Here is a 14,141-nt window from a genome sequence, read left to right as displayed (position 1 = left end):
CACGCTTCCTCCCCACACTCGGTCGCCCTCATGCAGTTGCGCTTCACTTCGCTCGTTGTGATCAACTCACGATGGGACTTGCACCCATAAGAGTGCGCCCATGCTGGGCGCACCATGAAAAAGGCCCGCCAAATCGCGGGCCTTTTGCCATCCTGTGAAAATCAGATCACCATTTGACGTCGGCTGGCAGTTTGCCGCCATTCGCGGCAAGCTTGGCCATCACCTGCTTGTGCAGCCAGATATTCATGGTCGCGGAATCGTTGGTATCGCCGGTGTAGCCGAGCTCGTGGGCGAGGTCCTTGCGAGCGGAGAGGCTTGAATCGATGTCGAGCGCCTTCATCAGGTCGACGATCGAGGTTCGCCACTCCAGTTTCTCCTTCTTCGCCGCGACCGCCTTGTCCAGGATCGGCGCCACATCGACGGTTTGCGCGGGCGCGGCCGGAGCGGCTGAAGCGCTGCCCGATGATGCCGCCCCACCCGAGGCGGGCGCGGCTGCGCCGCCGCTTGCGGGGGTCGCACTTGCCGAGGTGCCAAAGATCGCGCTCATGATTTTTCCGAAAATACTCATTGCTCGCTCCTGATGAATTCCGAGATCGGATGAAGACGTGAACAGCTTGTTCCCAATTCCGGCAGCACCCCCAGCCGGACCGGCATAAACCTTAGTCCGCTTGATACACCTTGCCAATGCGGGACGGCTGCGGCGGTTTGACTGAACTACGTGGCAATGACGACGGCATGACACCAACGCTCGCAGCGCTGTCCTGTTGCGTTGCAGAGTTTTATCGAAACAATTCAAATTGAGGCGAATATTTGCGCGCTGAATTTGCGCGGCAGCGTCACCCAAGCGTGAGAGACAACGCAGGCAAATCGGAGTACGGTTACCACTCATCAGTTCGCGACAAGGCCAGCTTTGGTTTTCTGTCTTCGCGTCTGGCCTGATCGTGATCGTTTCTGCGGACGGTCCCGTGCGTCCTCTTTTTGACGCCAAGAGTGGCCCGCCGCGTCGAGGGAGACTGCGACCATGGCCAATCCATATTCAGGCAATGCCCCACCGCTGGTTCAGCCAGCGCAAGACGCCGGCCCCATCATCCGCCGGATCGGCCTGTCCGATCTGCACGACGCGTTGCGGCTCGGCTGGGAGGATTTCAAGGAAGTTCCAAGCCACGCCATCATTCTCTGCCTCATCTATCCGGTACTTGGGCTTGTCCTTGCTCGTGCGGTGCTCGGCTACTCGGTCCTGCCGCTGTTGTTTCCGCTGGCCGCAGGCTTCGCGTTGCTCGGCCCGTTCGCAGCACTCGGCCTTTATGAACTCAGCCGCCGCCGCGAGCTCGGCGAGAGTGCGTCCGCCTGGGACGCACTTGGCGTTTTCTCCTCGCCGTCGTTCGGCGCCATGCTTGGCCTCGGCACGCTGCTGTTCGCGTTGTTCGTGGTCTGGATCATGACCGCGCAGGCCATCTATGTGGCGGCCTTTGGCTACGAGTCCGCCGCTGAAATCCCCGACTTTGCCAGGCGCGTCCTGACCACTCCGCAAGGCTGGTGGCTCATCGTGGTCGGATGCGGCACAGGCTTCCTGTTCGCACTCGTGGCGCTGTGCGTGAGCGTGGTCTCCTTCCCGCTGATGCTAGATCGGCAGGCCAGTGCCGGAGAGGCCATGGTGACGTCGCTCCGCGTCGTTGCCGCCAATCCGCTTGCCATGGCGACCTGGGGGTTGATCGTTGCCGCATTGCTGGTAGTGGGCTCGATCCCGTTCTTTCTCGGCCTTGCCATTGTCATTCCGCTGCTCGGTCACGCGACCTGGCACCTCTATCGCAAGGTGATCGCGCCAGATCCGAATCGGCGGCCCGCCACGCCGCGTCCACCGCATGAGAAGCGCTCCGCCGCAGACTTTCCGGCGAACCTGTTTCCCTGGCGTCGCAAGGATGGCGCCTGATCGACAGTAGCGAGCGGACTGCCGGTCACGGGTCACCGGCAGTCTGCTACTTAGTTCCGTCGCAACACCGAGTTAAGCCTTGTTTTGGCCGCGGTTGCGCCCGACATATCGCGCGCCCGTTCCTCAATTCGGAAGGCTATTCGATTGCGACATCGGCGGTTTTTTGGTTGCGCCCTTGCGATGGGCTTGGCGATATCGACGACTGCGGCGCAAGCCGCCGTGCCGTGCGGTGCCAGTAACTTCCAGAGCTGGCTGGACGATTTCAAGACCGAGGCCGCCTCGAAGGGGATTTCGCAGGCGACGATCACCTCCAGCCTCAACGGCGTAACGGTCGACCAGAGTGTGCTTTCACGCGATCACTCGCAGAAGGTTTTCAGCCAGAGCTTTGAGGAGTTTTCCGGCCGCATGGTGCCGCCGCGCCTGACGCGCGGCGCCAACATGCTCAAACAATATGGATCGGTGCTGTCGCGGATCGAGGACACCTACGGCGTGCCCGGCGAAGTGCTGGTCGCGATCTGGGGATTGGAAACCGATTTCGGCGTCAATATCGGGAAATTTCCGACCCTGCGCTCGTTGGCGACACTGGCCTATGATTGCCGCCGCGCCGAGTTGTTCCGCGGCGAGCTATTGGATGCGCTCCGGATCATCGACCGCGGCGACTTGAGTCCCGCCGAAATGCACGGCGCCTGGGCCGGCGAAATCGGCCAGACCCAATTCATGCCGTCGAACTACATCAAGTTCGCCGTCGATTTCGACGCCAACGGCCGCCGCGACCTCTTGCGCAGTCCGGCCGATGTTCTCGCGTCCACCGCCAATTTCCTCCAGAGTTACGGCTGGCAAAAGGGCAAGGACTGGCAGCCCGGAAGCCCGAATTTTCCAGTGCTTCAGCAGTGGAACAAGAGCGACGTCTACGCCAAAACGGTGGCTACCTTCGCCACGCAGCTGGCCCACGCGCCTTAGTTTTTTGGACACTAAAGTGATTCAAAATTCACTTATTGGCATGCGCCCAGCTCATGCATAGATCTGGCCAATATTTAGCCGGGAAAACCGCGCCGTGGGCGTGACTTGCAGCCGAATCCATGAACTTGGCGTTCCAAACAAGCCCATAAGCTTGCATTTCTCCGGTAAGCACCTTCCGGGCCAACTTTACTGTGATAGCCCGAATGCTTAATCAATTCTTACCAAGCTATGCACAGGAGGATTAGCTGCAACGCAGCATTTGAGCTTCTGCACTGCGATATGGACGTCTATATCTGTGTTCGACGATTCAGTTCCATCAAAGGCTGAATCCAGAATTCAAGGAGACTACCCATGCTGCTCTCGCTCATCCGAATGATCCAGGCTTTCCGCGACTATCAGCGCAATGTCGCCGAATTGTCCCAGCTCAGCGATCGGGAACTGGCCGATATCGGACTTGATCGCTCGGACATTCCGCGCGTTGCGGCCGGCAACTACAACGGCTGATTCAAGCACGTGACGGAAGATGGATAGCGCCCGCCATCGGCGGGCGTTGTCGTTTGTATCGGACGCGCGCATTCCACTCTCGGGCGAAACGCGCTACCTGTGCCGCATGACAGGTATTTCTTCATCGGAACCCCTTCACATCATCGGCGGCGGCCTTGCCGGCTCGGAAGCGGCCTGGCAGGTCGCGAATGCGGGCGTTCGCGTGATTCTTCATGAGATGCGCCCACAGCGGATGACGGAGGCCCATCGGACGGAGGGCTTGGCCGAGCTCGTCTGTTCGAATTCATTCCGCTCCGACGATGCCGCCAACAACGCGGTCGGGTTGCTTCATGCCGAAATGCGCCGCCTTGGGTCGCTGATCATGCGCGCGGCCGACGCCAACCAGGTCCCGGCGGGCGGCGCGCTCGCGGTCGATCGCGACGGCTTTTCAGCCGCCGTTACGAGCGCGCTGGATGATCACCCGCTGATCGAACTCAGGCGCGGCGAAGTCGACGGGCTGCCACCCACCGACTGGAACAACGTCATTGTCGCGACCGGCCCCCTCACCTCGGCGCCTCTGGCCGAAGCGATCCGCGGGCTGACGGACGAAAACGCGCTGGCGTTTTTCGATGCGATCGCGCCGATCGTGCATCGCGACACCATCGATATGTCGAAGGCGTGGTTTCAGTCGCGCTATGACAAGGTCGGCCCCGGCGGCACCGGCGCCGATTACATCAACTGTCCCCTGACCAAGGAGCAGTATGACAATTTCGTCGCCGCGCTGATCGCAGGCGAAAAGACCGACTTCAAGGATTGGGAAACCAGCACGCCCTATTTCGACGGTTGTCTTCCGATCGAAGTGATGGCCGAGCGCGGTGTGGAGACGCTCCGTTACGGCCCGATGAAGCCGGTCGGGCTGACGAATCCGCATGACCCCACCTTGAAAGCTTACGCCATCGTGCAACTACGCCAGGACAACAAACTCGGCACGCTGTACAACATGGTGGGCTTCCAGACCAAGCTGAAGTACGGCGCGCAGCAGCGCATCTTCCGGACGATTCCCGGCCTCGAGAACGCTGAATTCGCCCGCCTCGGCGGGCTGCATCGCAACACCTTTCTGAATTCGCCCAAGCTGTTGGACGCGCAGCTGCGCCTGCGGGCAGCGCCGCGAATGCGCTTCGCCGGCCAGATGACGGGCTGCGAAGGCTATGTCGAATCCGCCAGCGTCGGGCTGATCGCCGGGCTTTACGCCGCGGCCGATGCAAGCGGCCGTTCGCTGCCGCCGCCGCCTGCGACTACGGCACTCGGATCGTTGCTCGGTCATATCACCGGCGGTCATCTGGAGACGATCGACAATGGCCCTCGTTCGTTCCAGCCGATGAACGTCAATTTCGGGCTGTTTCCGCCGCTCGCCAATCCTCCGACCCGAAAGCCGGATGGAACGCGGCTGCGCGGCAACGAAAAGGCGATCGCCAAGCGTCAGGCCCTCAGCGCGCGGGCGCTGGGCGATATCGATCGCTGGATCGCCGATCATTTGCAGCTGGCCGCAGCAGCGTGAGCCCCTCATGAGCCTGCCAAGAGACGACGCTGCAATCCTGGCAGCGCAATGGACCGAAGGCGTGCTGCTCAAACGCGACGTATTCTCGTCTGTCGAGCGTGGCCGCTTCCGCGGCGCAAATGGTGAAGTCGATGCGATCCTGCGCCGGATCGACCAGGTGCCCTGGTGGTCGTACCTGCCGGCGCGCCATTTATTCCGGCGCGAACAGCATGCGCTCGCGATCGTACATGACCTCAAAGTCGCGCCGCCATTGCTGTGGTCCGGCCGGCAAGCGCTGGTGCGCGGTTTCATCGACGGGGTGGCGCTGCACCTCGTCAAGCCAGCGGGCAACGTCGCTTACTTTCATTCGGCCAAGCAGGCGCTGCGGCGGCTGCATCGCGCCGGCGTCTGCCACAATGACCTTGCCAAAGAACAGAACTGGCTGGTCGGGCGTGATGGCCGGGCCTATCTCACCGATTTTCAACTCGCCGCATGCTTTCGAACGCGCAGCCGGCTGTTTCGCATCGCCGCCTATGAAGACCTTCGGCATCTTTTGAAGCACAAACGCAGCTATGCACCGGAGGCCCTGACAGCGAAGGAGCATCAGATTCTCGCCCGCAAGTCGTTCGTTGCCAGCCTGTGGCTTGCGACCGGAAAGAAAGTCTATCGCGCCATCACCCGCGGCCTGTTCAATTTCACCGATCGCGAAGGCGGCGGGCGGCGACTCGTCAACGACGCGCCCGTACTTGTCCAGGAGATCCGGAAAAATCCGGCGGTGCGCGATGCGGCCATTGTCGCGTTCGCCGATCGCCGCGCCGGCGTCGGCCTCTACGCATTCGTCGAATCCGACCAGGCCGCGCTCGAGACCGAGTTGAAGGGTGAATTGGCGGCCTCAGGCGGACCGAAGCCGCCGGAGCACATCCAGATCGTCAAGGCGCTGCCGCGCGACGCCAACGGCAAGCCGCGCATTGAGCTCCTGCAACTGGTTGCGACCAACCAACTCGATCTGATCGAAAACATGATAACGAGCGAACCCGATCGGGCCTTTTTGAAAAACATTCTGGAGTCACGAAAGAATCTGCGCGACCGCTTCAATTTCGAAGCGGCGGATATGAACTGATTTTTCAGTCCGAAAATGCGCGCGAGTGGGACGCGCGCCACAATGCCCACAGCGTTTTAAATCGCGACGACGGTCGCAGCAGGAAGGGATCGTTGTCGGCGCGCATCAGCAAAGCAAGATCGCGTTTGACTTGAGCCAGCGGGAGAAACGCCGGACGAACCTCGGGCGCAACGGAGGTGAGCAGCGTGAGGGCGGTGTCAAGATGCGTCTGCGCTTCGCTCAACACGTCACCCAGCGCCTCGCGTAATTTGGGCGTCTGCTTGCCCGCAAATACGTCTTCAGGATCACAACCGTGCTTTGCCAGCATCTGTTGCGGCACGAATAATCGGCGTTGCGAGGCGTCGAGCGGCAGCGAAGCCATGACCTGCACGATCCCCTGGGCCAATCCCGCGTGCCGCGCCAGATGCTCGACCTCACTCGATAGCGGCCCCATCACGGCCGCGGCCAGCGATAACAAGGCCGACGAAGTGTCGTTGATGTAACCTTCAAGCGCGGCCATGGTCGGCATCGGGTCGTTGTAGAGATCGAACTGATGTTCCTCAATCAGGCGCGAGAGCCGCTCCACCGGCAGCCGATGGCTGCGGACGGCTAACAGCAATTCGGCAGCAACTGGATTTCCCTCAACGCCGCCGTGGGCGCTGCCACCGAGCATGTCGCGCCACCATTGCAAGCGTATCTCGCCCGGAAGCGGCTGGCTCACCTGGGTATGAACACGGCAAATCTCGACATTGAAGGCATAGAGCGCCAGCAGCGCGCGGCGTTCCGGCGCCGGCACAAACAAGGTCGACGCATAACGGGCAAAATCGTCTGTGCGAACAACCTCGGCGCAATGGCCGGCGGCGCTCTTGTCTTCTGTGGATGTGCTCATGGCACTGCGATCAGCGCCGCAGCCACACGCCGCCGCTCTCCGATCATGATGTTGTAGGTACGGATGGCAGGTCCCGTCTGCATGGAGTCGAGGCCGACATGGACGGTGCGGAGCGCCTCGCGCAGCCGGTTCGGCGCAATCCAGACATCGGTTCCGGTTCCGATAATCAATGAATCGATGCTGTTGGCCGCAGCAAATACGCGCGACAGCGTATATTCATCGATCTCGGCCGCCTTCGTGACCGGCCAGGCCCAGATCGCATCCGGCAGGCACAGGAGCGATCCCCGATGTGACATGTCGGCAAAGGCAAAGCCGCCATTCCCGTAAGCGTCGATCGGCGCCGACCTCGGAAGATGTGGAGCATCCGATGGGGTCGGGACCATGCCGCGTCACTTCTTCTTGGGCGTGTCCGGCGTATCAGCGCGGTTCGTGCCGACGCCGAGATAGATCAGGATCGGCGCGGCGATGAAGATCGACGTATAGGTGCCGACCAGCACCACGCCGAACATCATCACGGCTGTGAAGCTGTGGATCGCATTGCCGCCGAACAACAACAGCGCGAGCAGGGCCAATGTCACCGTGACGTGGGTGATGATCGAGCGCGACAGCGTCGAATTGATGGACTCGTTGAGCAGTTCCGGCATCGGCATTTTCTTGTAGCGCCGGAGCATTTCTCGAATGCGGTCGTAGATGACGACGGTATCGTTCAGCGAGTAGCCGAGAATAGTCAGGAGCGCGGCGATACTCGTCAGGTCGAAATCGACCTGGGAGATCGACATGAAGCCGATCGTCAGCACGATATCATGCACGTTGGCGATCATGGCGCCGAGCGCGAACTGCCACTCGAAGCGGAACCAGAGATAAATCAGGATGGCGACGATCGCGAGCATCAGGCCGAGCATGCCGTAGGCCAGCAATTCGCCCGAGACACGCGGTCCGACGACTTCGACACGCCGGTATTCGACGGAATCGCCAAACGCGCCACGCACTTTCTGAACCGCCGCCTGTTGCGCCTGGTCGCCGCCCGGCTGTTCGGCAACCCTGATCAAGACCTCGTCGGGACCGCCAAATTGCTGCAACTGGATGTCGCCGAGGCCGAGGCTACCGAGCGAAGCCCGCATCGAAGCGATGTCGGCAGTTCCAGATTTGGCCCGCACTTCCATGAGCGTTCCGCCCTTGAAGTCGATGCCGAAATTCAGCCCGTGGGTGAAGAACAGCGTGATCGCGACGATCGAGAGCAGCGCCGAAATCGGGAAGCTGATGCGGCGAAAGCGCGTGAAATCGAAATGCGTATTGTCGGGAACAATGCGCAACGGCGGCAGCAGCCCGAAAATGCTGACCACCGTCAGCACGACGATGAGAGCGCCCAGTCCAATCAGAACGAGATGAGTCACAGCCGCATTTCCTTCAGATCGGCACGCTTTGCGGCCGCTTCCACCGCACCCACCAAGCCACGATCAGCCGGGTGAGCGTGAAGGCCGTGAAAACCGTGGTGAGAATGCCGATGCCGAGGGTTACCGCGAACCCACGAACCGGACCGGTGCCGATATAGAACAGCACGGCGGCGGCGATGAATGTCGTAATGTTCGAGTCCAGAATGGTTGCGAGCGCGCGCTTGAAGCCGGCGTCGATGGCCGAAATGGCGTTACGCCCGCCCCGGATTTCTTCGCGAATGCGCTCATAGATCAGAACGTTGGAATCGACCGCGATGCCGACCGTCAGCACGATGCCGGCAATGCCCGGCAAGGTCAGCGTCGCGTTCAGCAGCGACAGCACGCCAAAAATCATCGCCACGTTGATGGCGACGGCGATGTTGGCGAACAGTCCGAACAGCCGATAGGTCACGAGCATGAAGACCACGACCAGGATCGAGCCGACATAAGCAGCCAGTTCACCCTTTTCGATCGAGTCCTGACCAAGACCCGGACCGACCGTGCGTTCCTCGATCACGGTCAGCGGCGCCGGCAGCGCGCCGGCGCGCAACAGGATCGCAAGGTCGTTCGCCGACTGAACCGTGAAGCTGCCGGAGATCTGGCCTTGCCCGCCGATGATAGGCTCGCGGATCACCGGGGCGGAGATCACCTGGTTATCCAGCACGATTGCAAAGCGCTGCCCGACATTTTCGGTGGTGGCTTGCGCAAACTTGCGCGCACCGGCCGAATTGAATTTGAAGCTCACGACGGGTTCGCTTGAACGTTGATCGAACGAGGTCTGCGCGTCGCTTAGATCACCACCGGAAACCAGGATCTGCTTCTTGATGACGAGCTTCTGCCCCGTGACCTCTGACAAGAGTTCATCGTCCGGCGGTATCTTTCCTTGCAAGGCTGCGTCCGGCGGCACGGCCTCATCGACCATGCGGAATTCCATCTTGGCGGTCTTGCCGAGCAGTTCCTTCAGTCGCGTGGGGTCCTGCAAGCCCGGCACCTGCACCAGAATGCGATCGGTCCCCTGGCGCTGGATTACCGGCTCCACGGTGCCGAGTTCGTTGACGCGTTTTTCCACGATCTGGATCGATTGCTCAATCGTCTGACGGATGCGGTCGGTAATCGCTGCCTGCGGCACTGTCAGCCGGATCGTGCCATTGCCGGCGTCGGCCACTTCCAGGCTGCGCTGGCCGTTGGAGCCGAGCAGGCCGCCGAGCGGCTGCGACAAGTCACGCAACTTGCTCAAGGCCGTCTGCTGATCGGTGTCCTTGGTGATGCGCACTTCGACCGCGTCGTTGCGCACGTTGAGCCCGGTATAGACGATCCTTGCCTCGCGCAGCACACGACGGACGTCGTCCCGGATCTGATCGAGTTTCTCTTTCTTGACGTAATTCGAATCGACTTCGAGCAGCAGATAGGAGCCGCCTTGCAGATCGAGGCCGAGCACCAGATGACGCTGCGCCCAAAGCGGCCATGTCTTGACTCGCGCTTCCGGGAAGAAGTTCGGCACAGCGCACAGACACACCACCAGCGCCGTCAGGATGATCGCCAGCGCCTTCCACCGCGTAAAATAAAGCATTGAATTGACTCGTCAGATCCAGAGAAAGCGGTGCTCGATATCAGCCCGCGGCGCTTTCGTCCTTGCTGAGTTCGCCCTTCTCCTTGGCCGGTTCTCCCTTGGCACGAACGCCGGAAATCATCTGCCGCATCTGGCGAACGCGAACACCGTCCGAAATCTCGAACTCGATCTGATCGTCATCCACCACCTTTGTCACCTTGCCGACCAACCCGCCCGTCGTCACCACCGTGTCGCCACGGCGGATATTCTTCACGAGTTCAGCGTGATCCTTCACCTTCTTCTGCTGCGGACGCAAAATCAGGAAATACATGATCACGAAAATCAGCGCGAACGGCAGCAGCGACATCAACATACTGTTGGCGTCGCCGCCGGCCGCGGCCTGGGCATACGCAGGGGTAATCAGCATTCGTTCAATCCTTGTGGAACGGCTAGCGGAGAGGATTTGACATTCGCTACCCACCTAGCCGCGGGATCCGGGGTCAAATTTGGCGCGGACTATAGCGGCCAGCGCTCCAATTGCAACGCCGCCAGTACCGCCGGAAAACGCCAGCTCACCCCCTCATTTGCACCGCTTGCGAGCCCCGGCAAGGCCCGTTAAGGGTTCGCCGTCGGAAAGGCCCAAGATGTCGAAAAAGCCCACAAAAAACGCCCCTCGCCCTGCACAAAAACCCAAGCGGCAGACCACACCGCAACTGGCCGCCAAGCGTCCGAAAGCTCCCTCGGCCCCCGAAACGGCAGAGCGAATTGCTTTGGCATTAGAGACCATCGCGGCCCATCTCGCGGCCGCAGCACCGGCATCCGACGGAGGCGAAGCCCTGCATCACGCCGATGCCTTTGTCTGGCATCCCGACGGGCGGCTTGCGCCCGTGCCCCATGTCAGCCGCGTCGATATCGGCCTGCTCAAGGGCATCGACCGGATGCGCGACATCCTGATCGAAAATACCGAACGCTTCGCCAACGGCTTTCCCGCCAACAACGCACTGTTATGGGGCGCGCGCGGCATGGGAAAATCCTCTCTGGTGAAAGCCGCGCACGCCAGCATCAACCTCAACCGCAAGCCGGCCGACCGGCTGAAGCTGATCGAGATTCATCGCGAAGATATCGAAAGCCTGCCGGCGTTGATGGACATCCTGCGCAACGCGCCGTTCCATGCCATCGTGTTCTGCGACGATCTGTCCTTCGACGGCAACGACGCCTCCTACAAATCGCTCAAGGCGGTGCTGGAGGGCGGCATCGAGGGACGCCCCGACAACGTGATCCTCTATGCGACCTCAAACCGCAGGCATCTTTTGGCGCGTGAGATGATCGAGAACGAACGCTCGACCGCGATCAACCCCGGCGAAGCCGTGGAAGAAAAGGTTTCGCTGTCGGATCGTTTTGGATTGTGGCTGGGCTTCCACCGCTGCAGCCAGGACGAATACCTGGCCATGGTGAAAGGCTATTGCGGCCATTTCGGCATCAAGCTTGGGGAAGAAGAGCTTGAACGCGAGGCACTGGAATGGTCGACCACCCGTGGCTCCCGTTCAGGCCGCGTGGCCTGGCAGTTCACGCAGGAACTGGCAGGACGGCTTGGCGTGCGGATCAAGCTCCGTTGAGGAACTGGAGCGGATCGACGGGATTCGAACCCTTGCGGATTTCGAAGTGAAGCTGGGGCGAGCCGACCTCGCCCGATTGCCCTGACTTGGCAATGATCTGGCCGCGCTTGATGGTATCGCCGCGTTTCACCAGCAACTCGCTGGCATGTGCATAGGCGGTGACGTAGCCGTTCGAGTGGCGCACTAGCACGAGATTGCCGTAGCCCTTCAGTTCATTGCCGGAGTACGCGACCACGCCGTCTTCGGCGGCCTTCACCGGCGTGCCTTCCGGCACGGCGAGATTGATGCCGTCATTGGACTTGCCATTGGTCTTGGCGCCGTAGCCCGTGATCACCTTGCCCCGAACCGGCCAACGGAAGGTCGGCAGAGCGCCAGTTGCCTCAGTGGCCTTTGCGGGAGGCTCAGCCGCGGGCGTTTCTTCGACATTCGTGGTCTGGGCCAATCGGGCCTTTTGCTGGGAATCTGTCGTGACCGCCGCGAGCTTGGTCGCAGGCGGGGCCGATACCGGCGCGGCCTGCGCCACAACGGGCTGCGCGACTGGCGCGGAGGCGGCCGATGCCTTCACGGGCACGTTAAGCTTCATGCCGATCCTGAGCTTCGCACTCGAATCCAGGCCATTGGCCCTGGCGAGTTCGCCTGCGGAAATATGGTTGCGGCGCGCGATGCTCATCAAGGTGTCGCCGTGGTTGACGACATGGACGGATGGCGCAGCCGCGGCAGTCATGACCGCCTTGCTAACAGGCGCCGACATCACGGGGGCCGCGGCAACAACAGCCGCACCCGGCCGCGGAATGATCAGCTGCTGTCCCGGCGACAGGACGCGTGGCCCTTTATAACCGTTGGCCTGAAGGATCGCGGCCGGCGTCACGTTGTAGCGACGGGCTACGATCTCCAGCGTGTCGCTGGTGCCGACAATGATCGTTGTGCCATGGGCCGGGTGCAGCGCCGCAACTGAATGCGGAACACTACCGGTCGTCTCGATCGGGCGGGCCGGAGGCGTGTAGGACGACAACCCCCGGCCGCCGCCGGAAACGCCAGCCCCCGACTGCGGATAGGACTGCGGCGCGGCAATGGCCGGCGGAATATTCTGCGACTGAACCTGCGATTGGGGCCGCGAATATTGAGGAAGATCATGCCGTTCGACGCGGGCCGGCGGCACCGAAGCCGTGGATTCCTGTTGTGAAGCAAAGGGATTTTCGGAAAGGCGGCTCTGCATGTCGGCGCTGCAACCAGCAAAACCGATCGACATCAGCGCCAGTACCGCGACATGCGGAGCACGGCGCGAGCAAAGTAACTCGACGGCACGGGACATGGTTACTCACTCGTACGCAACAAAATACTGTTTTGAGTAAACACGTACCGAGTAAATAACCGCTTAAGCTTAGGATTAAGATGTTGGCCGGAAAGCCGATCCGGGATTCTACAGTTCGCGTGCAATGCCCGGCAGCGCCGGCACAAAACGCACGTCGACAAGCTCTTTACGCTCAAAGCCGGTTTCGGTCCTGACCAGACGGATCAAGGTCTGGACGCCATGGAGCGGACCGACCGGGGCGATCAGGACGCCTTCCGGTTCGAGCCGTTGCGCCAGCGCATCCGGGATTTGCTCCATCGCCGCAGTGACGAGGATGCGATCGAAATTGCCCGCGCCCGCAGGAACGTCAAAGCCGTCCCCCAGCAGCACCTCGACGTTGTCGCAGCCGAGCTTCTCCAGCCGCGCCCGGGCACGGTCGGCCAGCGTTCGGTAGCGTTCGATCGTCAGCACGTGCGCGCACAGCCTGGACAACACGGCTGACTGATAGCCGGAGCCGGTGCCGATCTCGAGCACCCGGTGGGACTTCTGCAAGCCGAGTTGCTCGGTCATGTAGGCGACCACGAAGGGCTGGCTGATGGTCTGCCCGCAAGCGATCCCGAGTGCGGTGTCGCAGTAGGCCACGCCGCGGTCGGCCGGTTCGACGAACAGCTCGCGCGGGACATCCTCCATGGTACGCAGCACGGCCTGATCGCTGATCCCACGCCGCCTCAGGCTCAGCTGAAACTTCATCTTCTCGGGCGGGTTCTGGCTGTCAGGCATCTGGATCCATCGACCGTCTTATGGCCGCCGGCTATGTGATGGCACAAATCGCGCGATTCCCGGGAACATATCATTCAATTCCGTGTTCCACCGGGCGGCTGGACCGGTAGGTCGTGATTGCGCCCGCTGGCGATATTTGCGAACCTTTGTTTCCCAGCAGGCAGGGATTCCATGGATGGGTACGGAGCGGACGTCAGGCGGATCGGTATTCCTCGTTGAAGACGAGGTCATGATCAGGATGATGGTCGCCGACATGCTGGAAGAACTCGGCTACAGCATCGCCGCCGAGTCCGGCGAAATCGGTGACGCCCTCAAGCTGGCACAATCGGTCGAGTTCGATCTTGCCATCCTTGACGTCAACGTCAACGGCAAGGTCATTTCGCCGGTTGCCGACCTGATCGCGGCGCGCAACCGCCCCTTCATCTTCGCGACCGGCTATGGGTCCTCGGGCTTGCCGGCGGAATATCGCGACCGGCCGGCGTTGCAAAAGCCTTTCCAGATCGAAACGCTGGGCCGCGCCGTCGATCAGGCGCTCAAACGCCCCGCGGCCTAAAGCGCGCATTCCGTAAGATAG

At 61.5% G+C, this 14,141-nt stretch carries 15 protein-coding genes; 7 read left to right on the top strand and 8 right to left on the bottom strand.

Annotated features, from left to right (window positions below; genetic code table 11):
- Positions 1-166: 166 nt before the first annotated feature.
- Positions 167-568: a DUF3597 domain-containing protein gene (locus tag ABSE61_RS16870; protein ID WP_423872262.1), complete on the bottom strand. Its 402-nt coding sequence runs from the start codon at positions 566-568 to the stop codon at positions 167-169.
- 453 nt (positions 569-1,021) lie between these two features.
- Here ABSE61_RS16870 and ABSE61_RS16865 point away from each other — a divergent pair, with 453 nt between their 5' ends.
- The 5 genes from ABSE61_RS16865 (at position 1,022) to ABSE61_RS16845 (ending at position 6,030) form a co-directional block, all read left to right on the top strand.
- Positions 1,022-1,930 carry a DUF2189 domain-containing protein gene (locus ABSE61_RS16865; protein ID WP_423872261.1) on the top strand — a complete coding sequence of 303 codons (909 nt, stop codon included), beginning with the start codon at positions 1,022-1,024 and terminating at the stop codon, positions 1,928-1,930.
- Between the two features lie 180 nt (positions 1,931-2,110).
- Positions 2,111-2,890 carry a lytic murein transglycosylase gene (locus ABSE61_RS16860; RefSeq protein ID WP_423872260.1) on the top strand — a complete coding sequence of 260 codons (780 nt, stop codon included), beginning with the start codon at positions 2,111-2,113 and terminating at the stop codon, positions 2,888-2,890.
- A gap of 351 nt (positions 2,891-3,241) precedes the next feature.
- A complete protein-coding gene (locus ABSE61_RS16855) occupies positions 3,242-3,394 on the top strand; it encodes a DUF1127 domain-containing protein (protein ID WP_072824413.1) in 153 nt (50 codons plus the stop codon).
- A 106-nt stretch (positions 3,395-3,500) separates the two neighbouring features.
- The gene (trmFO, locus tag ABSE61_RS16850) at positions 3,501-4,931 is read left to right on the top strand and encodes a methylenetetrahydrofolate--tRNA-(uracil(54)-C(5))-methyltransferase (FADH(2)-oxidizing) TrmFO (protein WP_423872265.1); all 1,431 of its coding nucleotides are present in this window, start codon (positions 3,501-3,503) and stop codon (positions 4,929-4,931) included.
- A gap of 7 nt (positions 4,932-4,938) precedes the next feature.
- A complete protein-coding gene (locus ABSE61_RS16845; protein ID WP_423872259.1) occupies positions 4,939-6,030 on the top strand; it encodes an AMP-binding enzyme in 1,092 nt (363 codons plus the stop codon).
- Between the two features lie 4 nt (positions 6,031-6,034).
- On the opposite strand, the gene ABSE61_RS16840 is transcribed toward ABSE61_RS16845, so the two are convergent.
- The 5 genes from ABSE61_RS16840 to yajC are packed head-to-tail and all read right to left on the bottom strand — an operon-like array spanning position 6,035 to position 10,307.
- Entirely contained in the window at positions 6,035-6,898 is an 864-nt protein-coding gene (locus tag ABSE61_RS16840; RefSeq protein WP_423872258.1) for a phytoene/squalene synthase family protein, read from the bottom strand.
- Positions 6,895-7,281 carry an Mth938-like domain-containing protein gene (locus ABSE61_RS16835; RefSeq protein WP_423872257.1) on the bottom strand — a complete coding sequence of 129 codons (387 nt, stop codon included), beginning with the start codon at positions 7,279-7,281 and terminating at the stop codon, positions 6,895-6,897. The genes ABSE61_RS16840 and ABSE61_RS16835 overlap by 4 nt, the downstream gene beginning before the upstream one ends.
- 6 nt (positions 7,282-7,287) lie before the next feature.
- Positions 7,288-8,292, bottom strand: coding sequence for a protein translocase subunit SecF (secF, locus tag ABSE61_RS16830; RefSeq protein ID WP_423872256.1), 1,005 nt, complete (start codon positions 8,290-8,292; stop codon positions 7,288-7,290).
- Between the two features lie 13 nt (positions 8,293-8,305).
- Positions 8,306-9,901 (bottom strand): protein translocase subunit SecD, encoded by a 1,596-nt coding sequence (gene secD / locus ABSE61_RS16825; protein WP_423872255.1) that lies wholly within the window; start codon positions 9,899-9,901, stop codon positions 8,306-8,308.
- 40 nt (positions 9,902-9,941) lie between these two features.
- Positions 9,942-10,307, bottom strand: a complete 366-nt coding sequence (gene yajC / locus ABSE61_RS16820) for a preprotein translocase subunit YajC (RefSeq protein ID WP_423872254.1) — start codon at positions 10,305-10,307, stop codon at positions 9,942-9,944.
- Between the two features lie 217 nt (positions 10,308-10,524).
- Here yajC and ABSE61_RS16815 point away from each other — a divergent pair, with 217 nt between their 5' ends.
- Positions 10,525-11,496, top strand: a complete 972-nt coding sequence (locus ABSE61_RS16815) for an ATP-binding protein (RefSeq protein WP_423872253.1) — start codon at positions 10,525-10,527, stop codon at positions 11,494-11,496.
- Here the strand turns inward: ABSE61_RS16815 and ABSE61_RS16810 are convergent.
- Positions 11,483-12,808 carry a peptidoglycan DD-metalloendopeptidase family protein gene (locus ABSE61_RS16810; RefSeq protein WP_423872252.1) on the bottom strand — a complete coding sequence of 442 codons (1,326 nt, stop codon included), beginning with the start codon at positions 12,806-12,808 and terminating at the stop codon, positions 11,483-11,485. The genes ABSE61_RS16815 and ABSE61_RS16810 overlap by 14 nt on opposite strands.
- Positions 12,809-12,916: 108 nt before the next feature.
- On the bottom strand, positions 12,917-13,567 hold the full coding sequence (locus ABSE61_RS16805; protein ID WP_423872251.1) for a protein-L-isoaspartate(D-aspartate) O-methyltransferase: 651 nt from the start codon (positions 13,565-13,567) through the stop codon (positions 12,917-12,919).
- 175 nt (positions 13,568-13,742) lie between these two features.
- On the opposite strand from ABSE61_RS16805, the gene ABSE61_RS16800 reads away from it, so the two are divergent.
- Positions 13,743-14,120, top strand: coding sequence for a response regulator (locus ABSE61_RS16800; protein WP_423872250.1), 378 nt, complete (start codon positions 13,743-13,745; stop codon positions 14,118-14,120).
- Positions 14,121-14,141: the final 21 nt, after the last annotated feature.

It is taken from the genome of Bradyrhizobium sp. (genome assembly GCF_049519115.1).
In the GTDB taxonomy this organism is placed as follows: domain Bacteria; phylum Pseudomonadota; class Alphaproteobacteria; order Rhizobiales; family Xanthobacteraceae; genus Bradyrhizobium.
This window is presented reverse-complemented; position numbering and strand designations above follow the sequence as displayed.

Bases quoted from the DNA above. Each gene is read 5' to 3' on its own strand.
- ABSE61_RS16870 (WP_423872262.1), bottom strand. From the start codon at position 568: ATGAGTATTTTCGGAAAAATCATGAGCGCGATCTTTGGCACCTCGGCA.
- ABSE61_RS16865 (WP_423872261.1), top strand. From the start codon at position 1,022: ATGGCCAATCCATATTCAGGCAATGCCCCACCGCTGGTTCAGCCAGCG.
- ABSE61_RS16860 (WP_423872260.1), top strand. From the start codon at position 2,111: ATGGGCTTGGCGATATCGACGACTGCGGCGCAAGCCGCCGTGCCGTGC.
- ABSE61_RS16855 (WP_072824413.1), top strand. From the start codon at position 3,242: ATGCTGCTCTCGCTCATCCGAATGATCCAGGCTTTCCGCGACTATCAG.
- trmFO (WP_423872265.1), top strand. From the start codon at position 3,501: ATGACAGGTATTTCTTCATCGGAACCCCTTCACATCATCGGCGGCGGC.
- ABSE61_RS16845 (WP_423872259.1), top strand. From the start codon at position 4,939: ATGAGCCTGCCAAGAGACGACGCTGCAATCCTGGCAGCGCAATGGACC.
- ABSE61_RS16840 (WP_423872258.1), bottom strand. From the start codon at position 6,898: ATGAGCACATCCACAGAAGACAAGAGCGCCGCCGGCCATTGCGCCGAG.
- ABSE61_RS16835 (WP_423872257.1), bottom strand. From the start codon at position 7,281: ATGGTCCCGACCCCATCGGATGCTCCACATCTTCCGAGGTCGGCGCCG.
- secD (WP_423872255.1), bottom strand. From the start codon at position 9,901: ATGCTTTATTTTACGCGGTGGAAGGCGCTGGCGATCATCCTGACGGCG.
- yajC (WP_423872254.1), bottom strand. From the start codon at position 10,307: ATGCTGATTACCCCTGCGTATGCCCAGGCCGCGGCCGGCGGCGACGCC.
- ABSE61_RS16815 (WP_423872253.1), top strand. From the start codon at position 10,525: ATGTCGAAAAAGCCCACAAAAAACGCCCCTCGCCCTGCACAAAAACCC.
- ABSE61_RS16810 (WP_423872252.1), bottom strand. From the start codon at position 12,808: ATGTCCCGTGCCGTCGAGTTACTTTGCTCGCGCCGTGCTCCGCATGTC.
- ABSE61_RS16805 (WP_423872251.1), bottom strand. From the start codon at position 13,567: ATGCCTGACAGCCAGAACCCGCCCGAGAAGATGAAGTTTCAGCTGAGC.
- ABSE61_RS16800 (WP_423872250.1), top strand. From the start codon at position 13,743: ATGGGTACGGAGCGGACGTCAGGCGGATCGGTATTCCTCGTTGAAGAC.